This window comes from Anoxynatronum buryatiense, from assembly GCF_900182905.1.
Taxonomy (GTDB): Bacteria; Bacillota; Clostridia; order Peptostreptococcales; family Tindalliaceae; genus Anoxynatronum; species Anoxynatronum buryatiense.
The window spans coordinates 98891-123313 of sequence record NZ_FXUF01000006.1; the positions used below are offsets into that span (position 1 = coordinate 98891).

The window sequence follows — 24423 nt, forward strand, 5'->3', positions numbered from 1 at the left end:
TACGTCACAGCCGGGTTTTTATGATAGGAAGCCTATTCCCTGCCCTTCACCAGAATCACCTGGGCCACCCGGTCAACCACTTCCAGGGTAACGTTGCGGTTCAGCAGTCGTACAGCTTCTGCTGCCACATCTTCGGCCCAGTTGTCAAAATCAGTTTCATCCACCGAACGCCAGGCGCTTTCCTGAATGGCGAAATCACCTTCCAGCTTCACCCGCACTGATCCATCGGTGTCTTCCCGTACCAGATAAGTGAAACGCAGATCGTCATACCGGTTCCAGTTGCGATTTAGCTCCCGGGCCACGTCTTCCATCAGGCTGTAAGAACGCAGCTCTCCCCGCTCAATGGCGAACCGGTAGAAGGGTTCTTCGCTCCGGCTGTTTACCATAAAACCATCCACCCGAATGTTGGGGTATTTGTCTTCCAGTTCTGTCTGCAGGGCCTTCAGATAATCCCGCTTATAGACAACACTCCGGTTCATAAACCGGCTTTCAGGGGTGATCACCGTCAGCTCCACATCCCGGCGAATCAGCTGGGCATCATATTCATAACTGATGCCGTCAAAGCGTCCCAGATATCGGCGCAGAATCCGTAACAGCTCAGTAATATCAACAGTTTGAACACCGGATGAGCCGCCGTGTTCTTCAAAATTGAACCGCAGGCTGCCATCACGGGAGGTAAAGGTGATGTAGGTATATTCGTTGGAGGCAGTGTTGCGGGAGGTAATCCAGCCCTCAACGGTGGCGTCGGCATCAAAAAGTTCTTGAAGAGCGGCCTCCATATCCCCAACCCAGTTTTCAATACGCTGGCGTGAGAGCGCATCAAACCGGTTGAAATCAGCGGCATCATAGGTGATGCGCAGCCGGTAACGGCTTCCCGAAATACGGGAAAGGTTGATATAAGTGGAAATACCGTCAATGGTTTCGTAATAATCTTCCAAATAGCGTTCCATGGCGGCCAGGGTGGTGATCCGGCGGTAAGGGACGCGACGGGATTCATCCTGCTGGGCTTGCTGCCTCTCATTCAGCTGTTCTTCCAGGCTTGCAACGGTTGTCCGCAGGGTGGCAATGGCTTGCTTGTCTGCTTCCAGCTGCTGGAGCATTGATGGGAACATCTGGCTTCTGGCAGCCGGGTTGCTTCCCAGACGAAGGGTATTGGCTACCGGGTCATTGGTAAGGGTGAGGTAGAGGGCATCTGCCCATTCTCCCAAAGGAACATAGAGGGTGTTTTGCCAGACAAACATTTCTTCCTGACTGTGGAAAGAAACACCATCCACCGTCATGCGCAGGGGGTAGAGGGTGATGCCTGTCTGCTGGGTGGTGATGGCAACGGGGGCGGCCAGGGCGGCATAGGCATCCTGTTCCCGGGCAGGGGCAGCAGTTTCGGTGGTGGTGCCGGCTTCCTGCTGCCAGTTGCGCCACCGGTCGTCCCGGGAATCCCAGTATCGATCATCTTCCCAATATCGGTCATCGTACCGGTATCGGTCGTCGTAGTAGTCATCGTATCGGTCGTCATACCGGGTGGCACTGTGCCACCGCAGACGGCCGCTGTCCATGCGAAAGCTTTCCAGAAAACGGCCAGTGTCTTCATCCAGCACTTCGCCCCACACGTAAAGGTTCCGTTCTGCCTGGTTGATTTCTTCTGCCACCTGGGTTAAAAAGCTTTCACGGCGGTTTTGACTCAGGGCTTCGTAATCACTGCGGCGGGTGTCAATGATCAAATCCAGTTCATCTCTTGCTGCCTGGGCCCGAAAGCTGTAGTCAACACCGTCATACCGATTCAGCCGGTCGTTGAGACGATCTTCCACCCGGCGGGCCATGGTGGTGGTCACAGTGCCGCTGCGGGTGTCACGGGAACTGGAGCTGCTGGAGGGGGTGTAGCGAAAAGTAAGGGCAGGGCGGGTGTCTCCCCGGCTCAGCTCAAATTCCACCAGGGTTCGGGTGGTGCCATTTTGGCTTCTCAGGGTTCCTGTCACATCCCACAGGCCAGGGGCCAGGGTGGTGGCAGCGGCCACCAGATCTTCCACATAAGCGGTAACAGTACTTCTGGCCAGTCGTTCAAAATCCCGGCGGTCAGTTTCACTGACGGTGATGGTGAGGGTCATCAGCTGGCTACCGCTGTCGGCAAGGGTCACCGACAAAGGAATTCCCTGCACCCGGCCAAAGACATCCCGCAAAAAGCGTTCTGCTTCCCGAAGGCTGGCCATTTCAGTTAGTACGGTGCCGGTGCTGCTCCCGGTGCCGCTGGTGGTCAGTGCCGCCAGCGAGGCCTCCAGGGCCTGCTGATGTTGTTGCAGCTGGGTTTTCTCATAGCCAAGGCGGGCCACTTCTCCCGCCCAGGGGTTGGTGCCCGGCTGGTTTAGCACACCTTCGGTGGCCAGTTCCAGCCACCCTTCAGCAGCGTCAAAGCGAATGCCCACCCCCAAAAAAGCACCCAAGGGCATGGCGGGACCATAAGGCTGGCCCTCCAGCCAAACCAGCGGCTGTTCCAGGCGAAGCGCATAGTTGTCCAGGGTGATGGCCGTATCGCGAAACTCCAGGGTGGCATTGCGGGGATAACCGGCAGCCCAGGCGGGGAGCAGGTGGCTGGCCACCAGCAGTGTAACGAGAACCAGGCACAGAAAAGTGTGCTTGGCAGCATGTTTCGAAGAGCGGTTCGCGACGTATCCTGCAGAGCGCTTTCCGGAATTATTTTCTGAAGGTTGAGCATATGGTTGAATAGATGACGGGACAGATGGTTGAAAAGAATGACGCTGTGGGGAATGATCGTGGGGTATTTTCAACTTGGAGAACCTCCTCATGATGTGATGTGCTGGTTCAGTGATCGGCGGACTGTTTTCATTTGATGGGACTGCCTTCATTATGATGGGACTGCCTTTGTTTTATGGGGATCGGGGTATGTGCTGTCATAGCCTTATGATATAATAAGGGACGCGTCATGGCAATGAGGCGAATAAGATCATAAGGATCAAGCAGCTGGCATAAGCCTTGAATATGATTCAATCACAATAACGTCTTGAACATAATTACAAAAAGCCTCTAACATACTATCGGATTTTTGTCGATAAAAGTATAGAGTTGTAGCCACTTTTCCTCTCATGAAAAATGAGGGAGAGATCACATCACCAAACGAGCGTAAAAACATCCTGTCGATCATACATCCATCCATCAGTCCGATCACCTTATCAAGGGAAACTCACCCAGTCTGATGAGATTCGTTTCACTTGAAATGCGCGTTATCATCTGTCAACCATATCAGTCAAATGGAGGAATTAACCCATGCACACACCCGCCACTTTCCACCGAAAGCACTCCAGCCCTCCCCACAAGCAATACCGTCACACGCCCCGCCGGGCCATTGCCTGGATGCTTTTGGTGGCGTTTTTTGTGACGTTTTTGCCCTTGGAACCAGGCAGCGGTGCCGGTGTCACTTCGGCATCTGCCCAGGAACTCACCCAGCCCATTCTCACCATCACCAATAACTATGAAAATTTCATCCGGGTGCTGAAGCGGGTCACTGTTCAGGACGGCGGATTTTCCGGTACGGGAATCACCGGTCACACCATGGGTGTTTTTGACGATGTTGCCGGGCTGTACAATGTGCCGGCAAATCAGCTGACTGTTTTTGGTTCTCTGGCACAGGCAACAATACCCGACAACTTCAGCGGTTTGCGCCAGGTGCAGGTACGTTTTCAAAGACCCGACAACACCACCGAAACCCTGGAATACAACAATGTTTCTGAAGGAATACCCGAAATCACCGGGGTAGTGAATCCCCTGGTGACTGGTGAAGATGTGATCATTGTCAGTGGTCGTGATGCCAATGTGAAAGATCTGGCCAACTCATCCGCCGGTTATATAGTTCGCGTGGGCGGGGCCGTCGCCCGGGTGTGGACCAATGATGATGCAGCAGACCCCGATTATCCTGCAGGGCTGACCCTGACCAACAGCCAGGTTGGTCTTCAGGCCGCTCCCGGCAACAGTTTTCCCGGCGGGCTGCTCACCATTACCGTGGAACGGTCTCTTCAGCGATTAACCACCAGCAACTCACTGCGTAATCTTTACAACTATGTGGATGCCGTTCGTGTCATCACGCCACTGAATCTCGATGGGATGACCATGTTCCCCACCTTGGGCGAAGTGGGCAGCCGGGTGCGTTTTACTTGGAACAATCAGATGCCTGCCAACGGATATGACGTGTATTTTGTGGAAGACCTGACCAACCTTACCCTGCTCACTCCCGCCAACCGGGCCGGCTTTGTCAGTAACCCGGCGCCCCAGGCCAACGGAGACTGGATCTATACGGTGACCGTTCCCAACGTGGATGCCGGGAGAGCCTATTACGTGGTGCTCACACCCCGGGGTAACACCGATTCCCGTTATGTGATGAACCAGCAGTACCGGGTGATCAGCATTCAGGACAGCCCGGTGATCGACAACTTTTCACCGGCATCGGCGCCGTCTCTCCAGCCCACAGAAGTCACTATTACCGGCGGCTTTTTCAGCCGATTGAACATTGACGGCTTGGATTACCCGGTGCAGGAAATGGTGGTGCCGGCCATTCCCTCAACCGGATTATCGGAACTGACAGTGGAATATATTCCTGAAGCCAGCGCCAGCCCGGTCATTAACCTGGGTGGCATTCTTGCGCCAGTAAAAAGTGTGGAACGCAGTTTCCAGGTGGTCATTGACAATACGCTGCGCATTTATGACTTCACACCCCAATCAGGTACCGGCGCTCAGCGGGACAACACGTTTAAAGTGATGACAGAAACCTACACCATCACCCAGCCCCGGGAAGTGCCGGTATCAGTTGAAGTCCTCACCACCATCACCCTTGATGACGTGAATGAAACCCAGCTGGTCATTGAACAGATTGTCATTTCCGACGGCAAATTCACGTTTATTCCCTCCACTGAAGCTCCCCAGGTGGAAGAGGTCATTCCCCGCATCATCCCCATCGAACGGCTGGGCGATAATGACTATCTTCACAGCAGTCTTGAAGAGCTGATGCTGGTAATCCGGGGAGATGGTTTTCTGGTCACCCGCTACATGTCCGGCGGGCAGGAGCAGGTGAATTATCCCAAGGTGCGCCTGGGACAAATGGTCATCGACCCCAATGCGGCGCCGGGCGCGCCTGGTGTTTATGTGCCCGAGAGTTTTCAGGTGCTGAGGGGCAGCACGCTGGTGGACGGCATTGGCAACAACGAAACCGGCAACACCCTGGTGATTCGCTTACGGGCAGGTTCAGAGGGTTTTGAGGTCATTGAACGAAACGACCGTTCCATTGCGATTCTCAACCCACGGCGGGGCAGCGGGGAGTTCCCTGACGATGCTTTTTTCATCAACTTCCCCGAAAAAGTCGAGTTCCGGGAAATCGGAGAAAATGATTTTCCCAGAATTATCAGCGTTATTCCCAACCTGGTGTCCCTTGAAGGGGGCGTTCCCGTTCGCATCACCGGCTCCAACTTCCGGCCGGGAACCCAGGTCTTTATTGAAGGGCGTCTTGTCCCCGGCATCACTGTTTCCGGTGACGCAGAAACCATTGATTTCACCGCTCCTGCAGGCAACCGGGCCGGTGAAACCCAGCTGCAGGTGGTGAATCCGGAGGGCGGCCTGGCCACCTACCCCTTCACCTATACCACCACCTTTACCGAACCACGCCTCACCCGCATTGCGCCCACAGAAGGCACTGAGGGAACCCTGGTGACCGTACAGGGAAGCAATTTTCTGCGACCGGACCCCACCGTGCGGGTGACAGATCTGAACAACATCGACGTCTTTATCATGAACCGGCTCATTGGCACCCGTTTTTTCATGGGGGCACACGACATCAATACCTATAACCGGGAAGGAAACCGGGTTGCGCTTACGCCCTACCATGAGGGGGCTGCTCCTGACCGAACCCTGAAAGACCATGTGTTTATCTATAGCGCTGATACCGGCCAATGGCGAGCCGGTGAAGGTTTTGAAAGTGTGATTTTCTATAATGAAACTTCCCGAAAATTCTACCGTCTGATCCGGGATGTGCAAAACCGCTACTGGATTGAAGATGGACTGGGTCTGCGCTACCAGATTCGCCGAAACGGCGGCAATTTTCAGGCTGTTTCCGGCACGAACACCTACAATATCACCCAGAGCACCAAAGGCGTACTGTCTTTCGACGGCAAGACATTAAGGGCCTATACCCCCTACTTTGTCAGCCAGGTGGATGGGTTCGACACCATCACCGGCAACCGGGTCACCTATATTGACGGCAGCACCCTCAACATTCGCGTTCCCAATATGGGAATAGCACCCTGGACAGGTGCCGGCTTGTATGATGTGGCTGTGGTGAATCCCGATACCAAGGAAGCCCGTCTCACCAATGCCTTCTATTATTATCCTGAACCCAGAACCATTCCCGCCATTAGAGACATCGTACCGGAAATTGGGCCGGAAGCCGGCGGCAATCTGGTGAATCTGAAACTGGATGACACCCTCGATGTGGAAACCGGATTTGTGGATACCGGCACCAGCAAAACCAAGGTGTTTGTCGGTGCCCAGCAGGTGCCCGCCGCCGATGTGGTGGTTTCACCCAACGGTCAGGAAATTCGCATCAAAGTACCTGCTTTCTACGAAAATATCCGGGACAAGGGAACCGACCGTGTCACCGTACCCCTGGTGCTGGTGAACCCTGACGGCGGCACCTTCCACGTGGATTTCAACAAGCCCATCACTGTTCAGCGCACCCGGCGCACTGCCGGAGGAACCGAAGACTACAGTGTGGATCTTTTTGGATACACCTATGTGGTGCCCACCAGCAATCCCAGAATTGACAGCATTTCTCCCGTCAGCGGCTCTGCCGCCGGCAGGTATGTGGTGGAGATTTTCGGCTTTGATTTCCGTGACTTCCGCAATATCCGGGATGAAGACGGCAACATCACCGAAACCCTGAATGCCGACCCGGACAACAAAGGCACATCCCTTTACAACGACCAGTACCAAGTGTTGCTGGATGAGCTTTATCCCCAGATTTACTTTGGCAATCAGGAAGCTGAAATTGTGGTCTTTTCACCCACCTACCTGCAGGTGGTGGTAGGCCCCAACGCAGGTGCCGTCCCTGTCTATGTGGTGAACAACGACTCCGGTATTTCCAACACCCTGAGCTTTACCTTCGACAGTTCTCAGCCAGCCATCACCAGCGTCAACCCTGACCGGGCTGATCGCCGGGGAGGGACGCTGGTGGAAATTCTGGGGCAGGGCTTTGAAGAAAGCCTCATTACCCTGTTGATGGATACCGATGGAACCAATGGCGCCTCCCAGCGGCTCACCAACCAAAATAAGGCAATGGTTCGTGTGGGCCAGCGCACGAACAAGAACCTTCCCCGTGAAGACGAAAATTCCGGGGTCATTCGCAGCGGAAGGGCCACCGTTCGGCTGGCGGGAGAAGTCACCGCCCGGTACGATGCCGGAGGCACCGGCACGCTGGAAGTCAGCATCGTCGACCGGGGCACCACCTACAATCATGAATACCGGGGTTTCCAGTCCGGCGAGACGGTCTATATCGATACCACACACCTCACCAACAATAGCGGCGAAGCCTATCCCTACCGGGAGCTGATTCGTTTTGAAGTGCGGGAAAACCGGCTCTTTGTCGAGGGCGGCTACGCGCCGGAAGTGCTTTACCGCACCCCCAGGCACCTGGTGGCCACCATGCCCGCCTATTACACCACCGGCACCGTTAGATTGTCAGTGGTGAACCCCGACGGCGGCACCGCCAGCCGTGACTTTGTGTACATTACCCCCGACAGCCGCCCGGTGATCACCAACATCACCCGTGAAGGCCGGGATCCTCTGGTGGAGCAGCGGGAAGGTTATGGGGAAATCAGGGTGCAGAAAGTATCCCTGCGCGGCGGCAATGTCATCAGCATCTTGGGAACCGATTTTCGGGAAGATGCCCGCATCAACATCGGCGATGTGGTGAATATCGGACCGCAGGACATCACCTACAACCTGCCCAACCGCCTCACCTTCACCATGCCCTCTCTCCCTGAAAATACGGTGGGAAGCCTTTACCGGGGGGTAGTGACCAATGTGGACGGCGGCTCTGCCACCTCCGACAGGGCAGAACCCACGCCCATTTATATTGAAATTACCAAAGGTGAATCCGATCCCCGCCTCGATACCATTACACCGGCAGAAGGTCCTGTCACCGGCGGCACCCGAATCACCCTCACAGGGAATGATTTCCGAAAAACCATGGAAGGCTATGAACAGAACCCCCTCAATGTCTTCTTTGGAGAAGCAAGGGTGGAAGATGGTTCCGGCAACCTGGAATATGTGGATTACCGTCAGATTAAAGTGACCGCCCCTGCAGGGAATACCTTTGGCAATGTCAATGTGCGGGTGGAAAACCCCGATGGTGAGCTGAGTCTGCCACCGGGTCAGTTCCGATATATCAGCCAGCCCAACATCGCCACCATGGATCCGGCCCGCATTTTTGCCAATGATGGTGAGAGTGACGTTACCGTCACCGGTGAAATGTTCATCTCCGGCGCCAAAGTAATTCTGGGAGGCCGCCTGATTCGCAAGGGCCAGGAGCCTGCCGGGGAGACTGTCCACGGCGAAGGGGTGCGGGGCGTTGACGACAACGGCAACAACCTCTACTTCAGCGTGGTGGGCGGCGTGCCTGCCTCCACAGTGAATGTCACCAGTGAAAACGTGATGGTCCTCCGCTTCCCCGAAGTGCTGGATCTCCAGAACGATGACCTGATCATCATCAACCCTGACGGCGGCTTGTCAGACCCCTACAGTGATTTTGACTACGCCATTCCCGTGCCGGATAAACCTCTGGTGCTGGAAGCCATCCCCGGGGCCGAATCCAGCGTACAGCTGGTATGGTCCCAGTCAGGGCCGGAAGTACTCAACGCTTCCGACCGTTTTGAAGTCTACGGCAAGAAAAGCAGCGATGCCCAGTTTACCTACCTGGGTGACACCCAAGAGGCGGACTTCCTGGTGCGCGGCCTTGAGCCAGACACCCGGTACGATTTCCGGGTGCGTGCCCTGAACCGTTACGGCAGCGCCATTGAAACTGCCGAAGCCAGCACCCGCACCTTCAGTTTGCGGGATGACCCCAAGCTGGGTGAAAAAATCGAAGAACTTGATCGTCAGCAGGAAGAACTGGAAACCAAAGGCAAAGAAGAAATTGCCGGCAGCCGGGTGGTACGCACCGTGGGAAGCCGCGAAATCCCCGCCGGCACCACCCCCTATGTCATCGATTTCTCCGGCGCCCAGTACAGCCGGCAGAACGACTTTGTCGTGGCCTTCCCCGTCAGTGCCCTCGGCACCATGAACCGACCGGTGCGCATCACCGACGGCAGCGCTTCCCTCACCATCACTCCCAGTCATCTTCTGACCCGGGAAGTGAGCGGCCTCAGCAGCGACCAGCAAAAAGACGCGGTGGTGCAGGTGCAGCTGAAGCGGCTGGAAGGGCAGGAAGCCACCGCCATGACCTCTGCCGTCACCCGCACCCAGCGAAGAGCTTCGGGGGCCTACGGCGTGGGCTTCAACCTGCGGGCCGGGCGCAATGAACAAAACCTGCCCCGCCTGCTGGGCAACGCCAGCCTGACCATCGCTCTCAACACCGGAGTCTACCAGGGCAGCAGCACCACCAACACCGCCCTTATGGTCTACGACCCCGCCAGCCACAAGTTCAACAGCGTGGGCAGCACCACCGCCACCTTCCGGGAATCCGGCATTTACCAGCTCATCAGCAACCGGTAGATGAATGCCCGTACCACAAATTCAGATTCGAGGAGTTAACCAATGAAAAGACACGTGAGCGCCTTTATCCTCATCATGACCCTGCTCATCACCTCCCTGAGCCCAGTGGCGGCCAACACCCCCTTCACCTCGGCCCCCCAGTACCGGGGCATGGCCGGTGCCGCCCAAATGGCGCAGGAACTGCAGTTCAATGACATCAACAATCACTGGGGCGCCCCTGCCATTTTGGAAATTGCCGGCCTGGGGCTCCTGCGGGGCACCGGCAACAACCGGTTTTCCCCCGACCAGTCCCTTTCCTATGGGGATGCCCTCACCATTCTGCTGAAAGCCCGGGGACTTGACGAGGCACTCCGTGAACAGCGGGCTGCCCAGGCCCCGGTGAATGTGGCGGGAGTGAACCTCTCCAACGATGCCGATGCCGCCCGTCAGGCAGTGGTCACCCTGGCCCAGCAGCAGGGAATTCTCACCGCTGCCGAAGCCGACACCATCAACCAGCTCACCCCGGCGGAAGCCGATGCCCTGGAACGAAGTGTCAATGACCAGGTGCAGCCCTATGTGATGAGTGAACTCACATCTCCCGAACTCACCGAGCTGGAAAACGCCCTGCGGCAGCAGCTCACCACCCGAACCGCCTGGGGCCGCCCTGCCAGCCGTCAGCAAGTGAGTGTGTGGCTGGCCCGCACCATCAATCTGGAACCGGTGGCCCCGGGAATGACACCGGAGCTGAACCGGTTCACCGATGCCAGTGCTATCGACCAGGCCAACCGCCCCTTTATTGAGGCGGTGCTTCAGGCAGGCTATCTCAGCGGCACCAGTCCCACCACCTTTGCCCCCGATGCCTCCATGACCCGGGCCCAAATGGCCGCTGTCATGCACAAGGCCATTCCTGCATGGATTGATTTTCAGGGCATCACCCGCCAAACCGGCCATGTGGAAGAAATCACCCCCATCACCACCGGCACCGGGGCCGGCGATGTCACCCGGCAGATCAGCGTGAAAAATCACAACGGCACCGCCGCACTGATTCACGCCACTCCCCAGGCAGACCTGCTGGTACTGCGCAACACCACCTATACCCTGTCCAGTCAGGTATATGTGGGCGATGATGTCCGCTGGTACCATAACCCCGACGGCACCGCCCGTCTCATGGTGCTGGCCTCCGGCACCAGCCAGGCAGAAGCCGCCACCCCCCTCACCGGGTTTTTGGAAAACATTGACCCGGGAACCAATATGTTGAAAATAAGGGACTTCAACGGGCTGGAGCATCAGCTCACCGCCCGGTCAGGCCTGCCGGTGACCATCAATGGCCAGCCGTCTTCTCTGCAGGGCCTGCCCTACGGCATCGAAATCACCGCCGCCCGTGCCCGCAGCAGCGTCACCGGAGCCACTGAGATCACCCGCATCGACGCTTTTCTGGAGGAAGATCCCGCCCTTCACGGCTACATTCCCCCTGAAAGCCGCTTCAAGGTGGGGGATGTGCTCAGCTACGACGGCAATTCCGTTGAAATTACCGCTATGCCCAGTGGCAACCGGGAAACCTACCAGATCACCTCCCTCACCCGTATCGAACGGGAAGGCCGCATGGCCCAACCCTTTGAAATTAAGAACGGCGACCGAGTGATCCTCCTCTTTGATGATATTTACAGCCCTGAAATTGCCACCCTCCGGGTGGAAGACGCCGAGCGCCATATCACTGACCTGATTCGGGGCACCATCGATTCTGTTGATCTCCGGGCCGGTGAGGTGATTCTCAAAGACATCACCCGCATGGAAAACAACCGCTGGGTACCCCACGGCGACCAGCTGGTGCGGTACAAAGCCGAAAACAACCAGCTTTACAGCGGTGCCCAGGCCCTCACCCTGCAGCAGCTTTCCCGCATGACCGGCAGCCAGGTGTACGCCGCCGCCGAGCAGAGCTACGGTGTGCCCCGCATCGCCAAGCTGCAATTGCAGAATGGCAGCACTCAGATTTACGACACCCGCATCGACCGGCTGGAATTTGCCACCGAACAGCTCCAGGCAGATTACAACAGCTTTGCCTTCCATGCCGGCACCATCGTGGTGCATAACAACCGGCTGGTGGACCGCCTGAACCTGGCAGAACAGCAGAGCATTTACATGCTGGCCTCCCTTTCCGGCAGCGGCCGGGAAGCCGGCCTCATCACCATTCTTGATCAGGATACCCTGGAGCCCCGCCCCGGAGGCACCCGCCTCATGCTGTACCTGGCACGCCTTCAGGACATCTACGACTATCAGGTGGATATGGGTCGCCTGGGCTACCAACTGGATTACCTCCAGCTGGCCAACTACCGCTGGCAGCCCCTGCGCACCGCCCGACGTGCCTCTTTTAGCGAAGACACGCTGATCTACGACAGCGATCTGCAGCTGGCCATTGATCCTCAGGTGTTCCTCAGCACCCGGTTCATTGATCCCCAGGATATTGAAGATGCAGAGCTGCGTAAGCGCATTGAGAACCGGTTCTACTACGATAAGACCGCCTACTTCCTGGTGAGGGAAACCACTTTTGGCAGCGAAACCCTTCAGGAAGTGCTGGCCATCAATCTGGCCCCCTACAGCGTGTACGAAGACGGCAACATACAGACAGAACACAGCGCCATGGGCACCATCTCCGGCATCGACACTGCCGCCGGCACCTTCACCATGACCGGCCTGCGCACCTGGAACGCTCTCAACGGCCGCTGGGAAAGCACTGCCGGAACCGAAACCCTGGCCGCCAACAAGGCCGTGATCCTGCTCAACGACCAGCCCCTCACTTCAGAGGAAATCTGGCGCATCCGCAGCGGCGCCCGGGCCTTCGTCATCAAAAACAAAACCAGCTCCACCGCCGACACCGCTTATGTGGTGGTTATAGAGCAGTAAACACGATTTTTCGTGGTATAATAGTGATATAAAGAATCAGTAGTAAGTAGTAAATAGCAAGAAGTAAGAAGTAAGAAGTAAGAAGAGAAATGACCAGGTGCAGGAGGTGAACGGCCAATGATCATGACAGCAGAGATTGAGGCTATTGCCAGAAAAATCAGCAGACGATTTAAACCGGCAGCCATGTACCTGTTTGGGTCCTACGCCAAAGGCACCATTAGCCGCAACAGTGACATTGACCTGTGCCTGGTGATTGATGTGGACGATAAACGGGCATTGAAGCGTCGCATTCACATGGAGATTCAGCAGGAAGTTGATCTGGATATTGTGATTTATACACCCCAGCAATGGGAGAAGTATAAAAATGATCCCGCGCGATTCGCCAACATTATTTATCGGGAAGGGGTGAATCTGAGTGGTCGATTCCACTAATTATCAGGATTGGCTGATAAAAGGAGATAAAGATCTCAAAGGTGCTGAAATATTACTGGAGTATGAAGGGGATTATGGCATTATTTGCTTCCACTGCCAGCAGGCCATTGAGAAGTATTTGAAAGGCTACCTGATCTATGCCAGTGGTTTTCTGCATCAGGGACACAGTCTCATTAAGCTGTGTAAGAAAGCAGCGGCGATTGATGCTGAGTTTGCTCAATACCTGAAAGACTGTGCCTATGTGAACGACTTTTATATTGAAACCAGGTACCCATCCGACGATCCCATGGAAGTTCAGCAAAGTGAAGTGCAGGAAAGTATTCGGATTGCACTGGAAATGAAGGCTTTCATACATGAAAAAGTAAACCGTTGAAGCGAATGAACGAGAAAAAAATAAGCGATCCCCTTTAATGAGCGCCTCCTTTTGCCGATAGACTTCTTAGACATCTGATCAAAAGGAGGCTTTTTCATGCACTCATTACATAAGTCTTTAAAGAAGTGCACCATTCAAAGGAGTTTCATCACATACGTTTTCATGATCGCTCTCTTGCTTTCCGCTTTTCCCCTCACTGCCTTTGGCACCACCTTCTCCAATCTTGAAATTCCCGGCTACGAAGGCGGCATTCAAGACCCCCGTATTTACCGGGAAATGGTTTTTATCACCGGCGAGCCGGTGCTCCTTGAGGGCGACATCGCCATCTCCGACAGGGCCGGCCGTGTTACCTATAACTACCGAAACATGACCAACCGGGAAGGCACCGTCACCATGACCCGCAACGTCACCCTTGAGCGGGACGTCACCGAAAACGGCAACGACCAGAAGACAGAAACTTTCCGTCTCACCCGGTTTCGGGAAACCATCACCGCCGAAGGTGCCACTTACCAGTCCGATGAGCGGAGCAACCAGTGGAGCCAGTCCACCGTCTTCCACGCAAAGCCCGCCGCCACCTATTTTGCCGGCAACTGGGACGGCCGCAAATATTACACCATCAACGGTAACGAAGGCCGGGTGATTGTGGAAACCCGGGGCAGCCGGGTGGGCTATGATCAACACTGGAGCACCATCGACACCCAGACCCTGGTACACTACATCGACTACGAAACCGGCACCGGAAACGACCAGGTGCGCTGGCAGGGAACCGCCCAGGTGCAGGTCTCCCATAACCGTACCATCAGCCCTCACTTCGAGCTGAACATCCCCACCCAAATCAGCTTTCGGGGAGCCTACCGCCTCACCGAGCAGGAAGAAAACGTGCTGAAATATGCCTACGACCTGCCCCGCTTCAACGGCAACGGCGGCGCCACCAACCAGCGAAATCTGGGCACCGGCAGTTTCACCCTTGATACCAACCCCACCAACCAGATGCAGCACATTCCTGAAATGCGGGACATCAACGGCCATTACGCCGAAGAAGCCATTCGTTTTCTGGCCAGTACCGGGGCATTCCCCACCAGCACCACCACCTTTGGCCCCGACCTGCCCATCAGCCGGGCCGAATTTGCCCGGGCCCTCACCGTTTCACTGGGATACGTGAACGAAGCCACCGTACCTGAGCGCCGGTCTTCCTTCCAGCGGGCCGACCGCCAGGAGTCCCTGTTCACCGACGTGGGGCAAGACCACCCCTACCGCACCTACATTGAAACCGCCTACACCAAAGGCCTCATGGCCGGCGTGGATGTAGACCTCTACATTCCCCTGGGCACCGAGCCCCGCCCCGAGTCCACCAACGTTCGCTTCTACCCCGATGCCACCATCACCCGGGCAGAAGCCATGACCATTCTGATCAAGGCCCTGGGCTTCGAGCACCTGGCACCCATTCAGCAGTACGGCACCGGTTACCTGGACGATACCGCCATTCCCCTGTGGGCCCGCAACGCCGCCTACCTCTCCCGGGAGCTGGGCCTGGTGCGCGATGTTTCCGGCTACTTCCAGCCCCAGCGGGAAATGACCAAGGCCGATACCGCCATTCTTCTCGACGACTTCATCGACTACCTGCGCACCCAGCTGCGCTACGACTATCGGGAACGTGTGCTGAATTATTAAAAGAACCGAGCCGGGGAAGGCATCCCATGGCTCGGTTTTTAATATACTTGCAATCAATATACTCACGCGTATGATCATAGATCACCATTATTTCTTCTATAAAAAAGAAAAAATGACAATTAATTGAAACTATTTTCGGCATCTAAACGTATACATTGTATGGTAAGATGGGTAAGTATGAAAAAAGCATTGAATTTGCGAAGGATGTGACCGCCATGCAGAAACCATTTACGGGATTTTTCCCCCTATCAAAAACACCGGCTCCCCTGCGTCCTGCTGAAACGACCAATCAAATCACAGGCAGAAGAATGCTGTTACTGACACTGGCAATCACCTTGCTGCTGACAGGAATCTTCCCCCTGGCCGCCTTTGCAAATCCCCTGAACGAAACCATTTCCAGGGAAGACCAGGCCCTTATTCGCCAGGTGATTCTGGAAAACTACGTCATCGACATCGACCCTGCCAAGCTGGAAACCATCACCGTGGATTCCCTGGCCGCCCTGCTGGATGAAAACAGCTACTACCTGCCCGACTGGTACATGCAGGAGCTGATGGAAGAATACAGCGGCGAGTTCGAAGGCATCGGTGCCTATATTATGGAAGACGGCGACCGCATCATCATCGCTGAGCCCATGCCCGACAGCCCCGCCGAAAAAGCCGGCCTTCTCCCCGGCGATCAGATTGTGGCCGTCGACGGCAAAAGCCTGGAGGGCCTCACGGTGGATGACGCCGTCCGCCTCATCAAAGGCCCCGCCGGCACCGAGGTGCGTCTTTACATTCGCCGGGCAGGTCATGACAGTCCTGTGGTTTTCAGTATCACCCGACAGCAGATTGTGGTTTCAAGCGTCCGCGACCGGGTGTTTGACGGCATGATCGGCTATCTGGAGGTGCGCCAGTTCAGCGATCACACCACTGAGTATACCCAAAAAGCCATTGATGATTTCCGCGCTTCCGGCATCACCAAGCTGATCATCGACCTCCGGGGCAACCCCGGCGGCCTTCTGATGGAAGGCGTGGAATTCAGCCGGCTCTTTATTCCCCGGGGCCCCGTTGTCCATGTGTTCTATCGTGAGGGCAGCATCACCTATTCCTCCTATTTAGGAGAAGAACCCTTTGAAAACATCGTCGTGCTGGTGGATGAAAACAGTGCCAGTGCCGCTGAAATTTTTGCCGCCGCCTTTAAAGACAGGGGCAACGGTATTATTGTGGGAGAACCCACCTACGGTAAAGGTTCGGTGCAGCGGCTGTACCCACTGCCCTCAGGTGCCGGCTTCAAGCTAACCGAGGCCATTTACCTGAGCCCCGACTACGCCACCATTGACGGCATGGGTATTAACCCGGCCATCAACATGCTCCGTTTTCACCCCAATCACGACCCTGAAAAACTCCTTCCCCTTGAAATCAATCGCAAGCCCCTTTTGGGAGAGCAGGGAGAAGATATCGCCGCCGCCCAGCAGCGGCTGCGCAACATGGGCTATTCCATCACCGACCCCGCCGGCGCCTTTGGCACCAGCACCCAGGAGGCCGTGAAGGCTTTTCAGGAAGATCAGGGCCTGTTCCCCTACGGCGTGCTTGACTTCTCCACCCAGCGCCGCCTTCAAAGAACCTACATTTCATGGCTGCTGGCCCCCGAGCAAGACATGCAGCTCACCACCGCCCTTTATTATCTCCGGGGTAACCGGTCATCCCATATGGGGGTGGAACCCATCCCCTTTGGCAGCCCGGCGGTGAACCAATAACCCACCCGTCAACATCCTTCCGCCTTCCCGGTTTTCAAAAAAACTGCGGCAGGCGGTTTTCTTTTGCCTGGTCATCTGATAAAATAAGCATATTGTAAAAACTTCTGAGACGTATCGACCCCGACATGCTGGCAGCCACCATACCGCCAGCATCCTTTATGTAATGGAAGAATTGAAAGGAGATTGTAAATGACCAAATACATCTTTATTACCGGCGGCGTGGTTTCCTCCCTTGGCAAAGGAATAACAGCCGCCTCACTGGGGCAGCTCTTAAAAAGCCGGGGCCTGAAAGTCACCATGCAAAAATTTGATCCCTACATTAATATTGACCCGGGTACCATGAGTCCCTACCAGCACGGAGAAGTTTTCGTCACCGACGATGGTGCCGAAACCGATCTTGATCTGGGCCACTATGAGCGTTTTGTCGATCTCAACCTTTCCAAGTACAGCTCCGTCACCTCCGGCAAAATCTATTGGTCAGTCATCTCCAAAGAAAGAAAAGGCGACTATCTGGGGGGCACCGTCCAGGTGATTCCCCACATCACCAACGAAATCAAAGACCGGGTGTACCGCCTGGGCAAAGACGGCAACTACGACGTGGTCATCACCGAGGTGGGGGGAACCGTGGGCGACATTGAATCCCTCCCTTTCTTGGAAGCCATTCGCCAGGTGAAACACGAAGCCGGCCGCGAAAATGTCATGTACATTCATGTGACCCTGGTGCCCTTTTTGGGGAAAGCCGGAGAACTGAAAACCAAACCCACCCAGCACAGTGTGAAAGAACTTCGCTCCATCGGTATCCAGCCTGATGTGGTGGTGTGCCGCACCGAAAAGCACATTTCCCGGGATATGAAAGACAAAATCGCCCTCTTCTGCAACCTGGACCCCAACAATGTAGTTGAAAACATGGATGCCGAGAGCATCTACGAAGTGCCCCTCATGCTCCAGGCAGAAGGGCTTGATGAAATTGTGGTGAAAAACCTGGGCCTCACTGCCGGTCCCGCCATGCTGGACAGCTGGAAAACCATTGTGGAAAGAGATAAAACCCCGGAGCACCAGGTGACCATCGCCGTGGTGGGAAAATACGTGGAACTTCTTGACGCCTATCTTTCCATTGCCGAGGCCCTGAACCATGCAGGTATCTACCACAACGCCAAGGTAAACATCAGGTGGATTCAGGCAGAAACGGTGACGGATGCCAATGCCTCTCAACTGCTGGAAGAAGTCACCGGCATTCTGGTGCCCGGCGGTTTTGGCGACCGGGGTATCGAAGGCAAAATTGCCGCCATCCGCTTCGCCCGTGAGAACAACGTGCCCTTCTTTGGCATCTGCCTGGGCATGCAAATGGCCGTGGTGGAATTTGCCCGCCACGTGGCAGGCATCACCCAGGCCCAGAGCTCTGAGTTTGATGAAGATGGGATCCATCCGGTGATTCACATTATGCCGGAACAGAAAGATGTCTCCGACAAGGGGGGCACCATGCGCCTGGGGCTCTACCCCTGCAAAGTGCACTCCGACACTAAAGCCCGCGAAGCCTATGGCGAAGACCTGATTTACGAGCGCCACCGTCACCGCTTTGAGTTCAACAATGAATACAGAGACCAGCTCACCGAACTGGGACTGATCATCAGCGGCATTTCTCCCGACGAACGTCTGGTGGAGATCATCGAGCTGAAAAACCACCCCTGGTTCGTGGGCGGGCAGTTTCATCCCGAATTTAAAAGCCGCCCCACCCGCCCCCATCCTCTGTTCAGAGACTTTGTGAAGGCGGCGCTTGATCAACAGTAACCGGCATATGCAACTAAAAGGCAGCGAAAGCTGTCTTTTACAGTATCAGACTTGTCACTCATTTGTAACAAGGCTGTAATGGTATTCACACGAAGGGAAGGGTATAATGGTAGATAGCAGACGGGAAAGCAGAAGCAAGGGTAAGTGGAGGATGTAGTCCGGCAGTTCATGTGCCCTACTTTACAATCCTGTTACAAACCCCGGCTTTTGGTTGACCCACTGCACCTGCGGGTGATATAATCACTCGTATGATGGAGGGTTGTGCAGTTCACCCTTCCTTTGGAGCCGGTTGAGAGGTGCTGCTTCCTGGTACTTCGCCGGAACCTTGAAGGAGAAGCTTCGAAACCTGGATCGAAAGGAGGGAGCCGAACCAATCACTCAACATCACATGGGCTGAAATCAAACAGCCCGCAGGCAGTACAGAACGACAACATCGAAAAGGAGGCAACAAATTAATGAGAAAGAATATCGCATTAGTATTAGCGCTCGTAATGATTTTGTCATTGATCCCAATGGCATCATTCGCGCAAACAGGCTCAGCTACCTACACAAGACTGACAAGTGTAGCAGGTGGCGAAAAGGGTAACGTGAATGTTGAAACAGGCACAGGCGCTCAAGCTCAAAACTTCGGCACCACTCGTGTAGAAGTAAAAGTTCCCGCCAATGCCATCACAGCTCCTGGCGGCGAAAGAGTTTTCGTAACAATCCCCCGTGGTGTGCAGGTAAACGGCATTACCGCTACCTACACAGCACCTACAGGTATGGCTGGCACAACCATTGCAGCACAAGTATACGCTGCTGGTGGATATGTTGCAGCACCAGCTACTCTGAACGGCAGAACAGAAGTCAGCTTCCTGGTTCAAGACAACAATGCTGAGCAAAAAATTGTTGTTGAACTTGCCAACATCTATGTTGGTGCAAATGCACAAGGAACCGAACTGAACTTCGAATTCGGCGGCCAGCCTGGCACAGCTTTTGCCGGCTCAACCCTGATTCCTTCCGGAAACATCGGCGTTGGCGATGTGACTGTCAGCATCCTTGATGTTAACATCATCACAGACAGCGAAGGTGCCAATCAGGCAATCGGAACCATCAGAATCAATGAAACACAAGCAGGCGCACAAGAAGATCCTGTAAGAATCAAGCTTCCTCGTGGATTCTACTGGGACGACAGCGTAACACCTGCTCCTACCGTAAGATTTGGCGACGGTCAACTGTCTGCAGCTACTTATGACCAACCCATCAACGGCAGACCTACCCGTGTAAGCTTCAGCCGTGTGGCTGCTTCCACTACAGCTACCAGCTGGGAAGTAACCGGTCTTAGAATCGTTGTCGATCCTACCATGGCCAGCCATGGTGACGTTGAAGCCAGCATCAGCAATGCGACTCCTTCTACACTGATCGTAGCTCGCTACGGTGATTATTTGGCTGAAGTATCAGCTGAGTCCAAGCCTCTTCGACTGGCTGGTAAAACCCATCAAAGACTGGGCGACTTCATGATCGAAGAGCTCATCGGCGATACCCTGGTAAACAACCGCACCATCACCATGACACTGCCTGCCGGCACGAAATGGGCTGACATTCTTCCGAACACCATTGACGGACCTTCTATCGTAAGAAGCAAGTCCGAAAACTTCGGTGGCATCGACATTACTGGCTGGGAAGTAGTTGACATTGCAGGCCGCACCCTTCGTGGTCGTGTAGCTGGAAGCAGCTCACAGAACAGCCCAGCAAAACTGTATTTCGAAGCTCCTCGCGTAGCCATTACACCTGAATTCAGAGGCGACGAAATTGTTGTCACCTTTGGTGGATCCGCTGGTGTTGGTGGTGAAGTAGTACTGGCAAGCGTTGCTAAGCCAATGGCTGCTGAACTGACCGGTGCAGAAGCTGACCTGCGCATCGGTATCCAAAACCAAGCAGTTTCTGACATCAAATTGACAGAAGTTAAGACTGAAGCACTTGCACGTGAAGGCGTTATTGAAATCACTCCTGTTTGGGGAGATGTTCGTTTCGCAAAAACACCCACAGCAAAAGTACTCAGTGGTGACATCATCATTGAAGAAATCTGGACATCCGCTAACAGAGGAACCATCAACATCCGCATCACTGCTGACAGTGATAAAGAAGTAGGCGAAATCCTTGTAAGCGATTTGGAAGTATCACTTGACAGAACCGCTCCAGAAGGCGCTCTTGAGTTTGAATTCGGCGGTAGTGCTTTGGTTGACGCGCTTATCTCCGCAACCAACGGTTACTTCCCTGGTGCCAGCGCATCAACAACTCTGGTAGTTGGTAATGTTATCACAGCTGCTCCTGGTGAACTGGTAGACGAAGCAACAGCTGCAGTTAGCTTTACAGTTGGTTCAACTTCCTACACCGTTGACGGTGCAATGCAGATGATGGACGTAGCTCCTTTCATCAGCAACGACAGACTGATGGTACCTGTTCGTTATCTTGAAGCAGTATTTGGTGTTCAGCCTGTATGGAATGGCGCAGCCAGAACCGTAACAGTACTTTATGAAGGTAAAGTATTTGAAATGGCTATTGGCAGCAACGTGCTCCGTGTAAATGGTGCTCCTTACATGGAACTGGATGCTACAGTAGAAATCGTTAACGAAAGAACTTTTGTACCAGCTTCCAGATTCGCCCGCGCTATGGGAATCGACTACAGCTGGGATGCAACAACTCAAACTGCTACATTTAAGTAAGCAGTAAGGTTTCAACTTCACAGACAAAAAAGAGCCCGCAAGGGCTCTTTTTGTCCATCACCAACAGTGTATGGAAGGGGAACATAACATGAAAAGGATTATAGTGGTAATTCTATTGACAGGGTTACTGCTTTCAACGATCACAGGAAGTGTCTGGGCAGCAGAGGAACCGGTGGAAATACCAGTACTAACATTGGAAGAAGCAATTGAGACTGCGTTAAAGAATAATTTGGATTTAAAGAATGCACAAAGACAAGTGGATCAAAGTTTCAAACAAAGGCAGAATGCTGTAGGTATGGTTAACGTAGTACCCATTGGAGGACCAGGTGGCTCTTCAGACGAGCTGGCAAACCAAACAACGATCAATTTAGTGCAAAGTGATCTGCAATGGCAGCAAAAACGAAAAGAACTTGATCTTAAGAAAGATCAGATAGAATATCAGGTGAAAGAACAATACTATGAATTGATTAAGGCTCAACTTGAGGAAGCTCATCACCTACAGAAAGACGAACTGAATCAATGGCAGCATCGCTTAAAAGAAGTGCAGTTTGAACAGGGAATTACCAGCAGGAGCGAAATCCTCCTGGCGACACAACAGCAGGAAGATAATGAACGTCGCATCGAGTTGTTGAAAGAAGCGCGAAGTAACCGAAATCAGGTGCTGAATGAAACCATGCGCATTAACACTAACCGGGAATATGTGGCAGTCGATTTTCCCGAATATGAACCATTGAAACTGTTTAATCTGACGAGTCATATCAACTCTCTTAAGGCTGGCAGTATTTATACATGGTTGGCCAACAGCCAAGTGGATATGGCCCAGCTCCAGTTAAACCTGTTTAATTTCAATGAGGCCTTCAGCCGCTATTCTTATGATGCACAGAAAATCAATAAGAGTATTGCAGAGACCAATCAACTAAGCACGGAAGAACAGATGGAAAATAACGCGAGAGCCAGTTACCGGGCGATTGTTGCCCTGGAAGAACAAATCGATTTGCTGAATTTACAGCTTGAGATGATTGAAGAGCAGGTGCGTGTGGCTTCTGTACAATATGAAGCAGGCGTTATTACAGATTTTCAGCTCAAACAGACTGCTCTGGCAGCTGAAGAGATCATTTGGCAACAACAACAGATGATACTGCAGCATGATTTACTGAAAGATGTTCTTAAAAAACCCTGGGCGATGGGGGGAGGATTTAGCTGATGACAACAAGACAGAAGAATATCATCAGACTGATCAGTGTCTTACTGCTGCTGACGCTAATGTGTGTGCAACCAGTTGCAGCGCAGACAAAGGCAGGTTTTGAGGTGCTGGATTCCGGCAAATCCATCGATCCGGGACTGGGAATGACATCAGGTGGAATCACAGGCACCATTAATACAATTCGGTTGATTGTGCCGGCTAATCGAATTGAAGCTTCTGAATATGATGTCAGAATTGAGTTTAATCTTCCTCAGGGAATTACCGCAGACATTGATGCCGTTTCATTAACCAGCTTAAGTTCTTCTTTCTCGTCACCCTACGAAGTGCTTAACAACGGGAACCGGTTTATTTACCGTACCGATTTGCTGGCTAATGGGAATGACGGCGTGATGGACTTTACCTTTAAAGATTTAAAGCTGCCGCGAAATTTTGATGACTGGAAAGTGACAGTGGATATTACAGTGGCAGGCAGCCGACTTATTGAAGAAGCTTCAATTGATATTGCCTATACAACCCGTGTTTTTTATCAGGCTTCGGCTGGCAGTGCCGCTTCAGTTTCGCCTTCGGCACCCTACGCTCAATCAGCCGGTCCTTTTCGGTTTAAACAGACATCGGTGAATTTTCCCAGAAATGTAAAAGTGACATTGCCCAGAGGCTTTTCATGGGACATGTCAGTAAACCAGGTGGTGGTGAAACCCATTTCCGGGTTTTTAACTGACGAAGTGCAAGTTATTCCTGTCAGGTATGAAGACCCCAATGTACAGAGAACGGCTGCCCGCATTGCAGTGTTGGACTTTGAAAAGCTGACGAACCTTGATGAACGTAAAATGGCAGAATGGGAAGTGGAAGGCGGTTATCAGGAATCGGGACTGTTGATTACTGTCAGTGCTGAAAATGCACGTGCGGGGGAAGTGGTTGCAGATATCAGCAACAGCACCCCTTCCAATTTGGCCATTGCATCATACACGATCAGACGCATCGATACCGAAGGCGGTGAATATCAAAATCTGCCATACCAGGAGAAACTGCCGCTTGCCGGGTTCACAGTTAAGGAACGTGCTGCCGAAGAATTAAGACCGGGCGATACCATTACAGTAACGCTTCCAGATGGTGCCAGCTGGGATTATGTGGAAGAGAGCGACGGCCAAATCAGGCCGGCCAGCAATCCACAGGTGACATCAGGCAGTGAAACCAATGGCATTGAATTTGACAAACGGGGCAACAGGATTGCCTGGGAGTTTGCTGACTACAATCGGCGCTCCATTGTTGGGACAGTCAGTCGGCCGTCGGGAAGTGGCTACACCAAAGATCCCGGCACGCTGATTTTCAGTGGCGGGTTTGCTCTTCTTGAAGATGGCTTTACCGGGCCGGTGGAAGTACTGGTAGCAGGTTCGGGTGGGGCCAATCTCCTTTATACAGCGGCTGTCATTGAGGCAGCACCTGATGAGGAAGAAGATGACATGGTGATTTACGTTGATGGGCTGACATCCGAATATCGACTGCCAATCAACAGTGGCTTTTATACACGCAATGGAAGCATGCTCCCCTATCGGGTGAATCCGTTTATTCTGGACAGTCGCACATTCATGGGGTTAAGAGATGTTTCAGAAATGATGGGCATTCCCGAAGAGGATCTTGTATGGGATGCAGCCACATCAACAGTGACCATCCGTCATCAAAATTCAGTCATTCAGGTGCAGGCAAACAGCAGAGACATTATTGCGGGTGAGGGAACCATCCAAATGGATACGGCACCCGTTATAAGGGAAGGTCGCATCATGTTGCCCATTAGTCCGCTGATGAGGATTTTTGGCATTGACTATCGCTGGGAAAGCGAAACCAGCACCCTTGTGTTTAATCGATGATTTT

General features: G+C 53.8%; 11 protein-coding genes. 10 read left to right on the forward strand and 1 reads right to left on the reverse strand.

Going from position 1 to position 24423, the window contains the following annotated elements; translation table 11 throughout:
* Positions 1 to 32: 32 nt before the first annotated feature.
* Positions 33 to 2780 (reverse strand): hypothetical protein, encoded by a 2748-nt coding sequence (locus QOL74_RS09600; RefSeq protein ID WP_283409253.1) that lies wholly within the window; start codon positions 2778 to 2780, stop codon positions 33 to 35.
* A 496-nt stretch (positions 2781 to 3276) separates the two neighbouring features.
* On the opposite strand from QOL74_RS09600, the gene QOL74_RS09605 reads away from it, so the two are divergent.
* The 10 genes from QOL74_RS09605 to QOL74_RS09650 all read left to right on the forward strand — a co-directional run bounded on the left by QOL74_RS09605 (position 3277) and on the right by QOL74_RS09650 (position 24419).
* Positions 3277 to 9762: an IPT/TIG domain-containing protein gene (locus QOL74_RS09605; protein ID WP_283409254.1), complete on the forward strand. Its 6486-nt coding sequence runs from the start codon at positions 3277 to 3279 to the stop codon at positions 9760 to 9762.
* A 42-nt stretch (positions 9763 to 9804) separates the two neighbouring features.
* On the forward strand, positions 9805 to 12642 hold the full coding sequence (locus tag QOL74_RS09610; protein ID WP_283409255.1) for an S-layer homology domain-containing protein: 2838 nt from the start codon (positions 9805 to 9807) through the stop codon (positions 12640 to 12642).
* Positions 12643 to 12759: 117 nt separating this feature from the next.
* The gene (locus QOL74_RS09615) at positions 12760 to 13074 is read left to right on the forward strand and encodes a nucleotidyltransferase domain-containing protein (protein WP_283409256.1); all 315 of its coding nucleotides are present in this window, start codon (positions 12760 to 12762) and stop codon (positions 13072 to 13074) included.
* Positions 13058 to 13447: a HEPN domain-containing protein gene (locus tag QOL74_RS09620; RefSeq protein WP_283409257.1), complete on the forward strand. Its 390-nt coding sequence runs from the start codon at positions 13058 to 13060 to the stop codon at positions 13445 to 13447. Before QOL74_RS09615 ends, QOL74_RS09620 begins: the two co-directional genes overlap by 17 nt.
* Before the next feature lie 96 nt (positions 13448 to 13543).
* Positions 13544 to 15118, forward strand: coding sequence for an S-layer homology domain-containing protein (locus tag QOL74_RS09625; protein WP_283409258.1), 1575 nt, complete (start codon positions 13544 to 13546; stop codon positions 15116 to 15118).
* Positions 15119 to 15333: 215 nt separating this feature from the next.
* Positions 15334 to 16857: a S41 family peptidase gene (locus tag QOL74_RS09630; protein WP_283409259.1), complete on the forward strand. Its 1524-nt coding sequence runs from the start codon at positions 15334 to 15336 to the stop codon at positions 16855 to 16857.
* A gap of 189 nt (positions 16858 to 17046) precedes the next feature.
* On the forward strand, positions 17047 to 18645 hold the full coding sequence (gene pyrG / locus QOL74_RS09635) for a CTP synthase (protein ID WP_283409260.1): 1599 nt from the start codon (positions 17047 to 17049) through the stop codon (positions 18643 to 18645).
* Positions 18646 to 19100: 455 nt separating this feature from the next.
* Positions 19101 to 21350, forward strand: coding sequence for a copper amine oxidase N-terminal domain-containing protein (locus QOL74_RS09640; protein WP_283409261.1), 2250 nt, complete (start codon positions 19101 to 19103; stop codon positions 21348 to 21350).
* Positions 21351 to 21438: 88 nt separating this feature from the next.
* A complete protein-coding gene (locus tag QOL74_RS09645) occupies positions 21439 to 22554 on the forward strand; it encodes a TolC family protein (RefSeq protein ID WP_283409262.1) in 1116 nt (371 codons plus the stop codon).
* Positions 22554 to 24419: a copper amine oxidase N-terminal domain-containing protein gene (locus tag QOL74_RS09650; RefSeq protein WP_283409263.1), complete on the forward strand. Its 1866-nt coding sequence runs from the start codon at positions 22554 to 22556 to the stop codon at positions 24417 to 24419. Before QOL74_RS09645 ends, QOL74_RS09650 begins: the two co-directional genes overlap by 1 nt.
* The last annotated feature ends 4 nt before the right edge of the window (positions 24420 to 24423 follow it).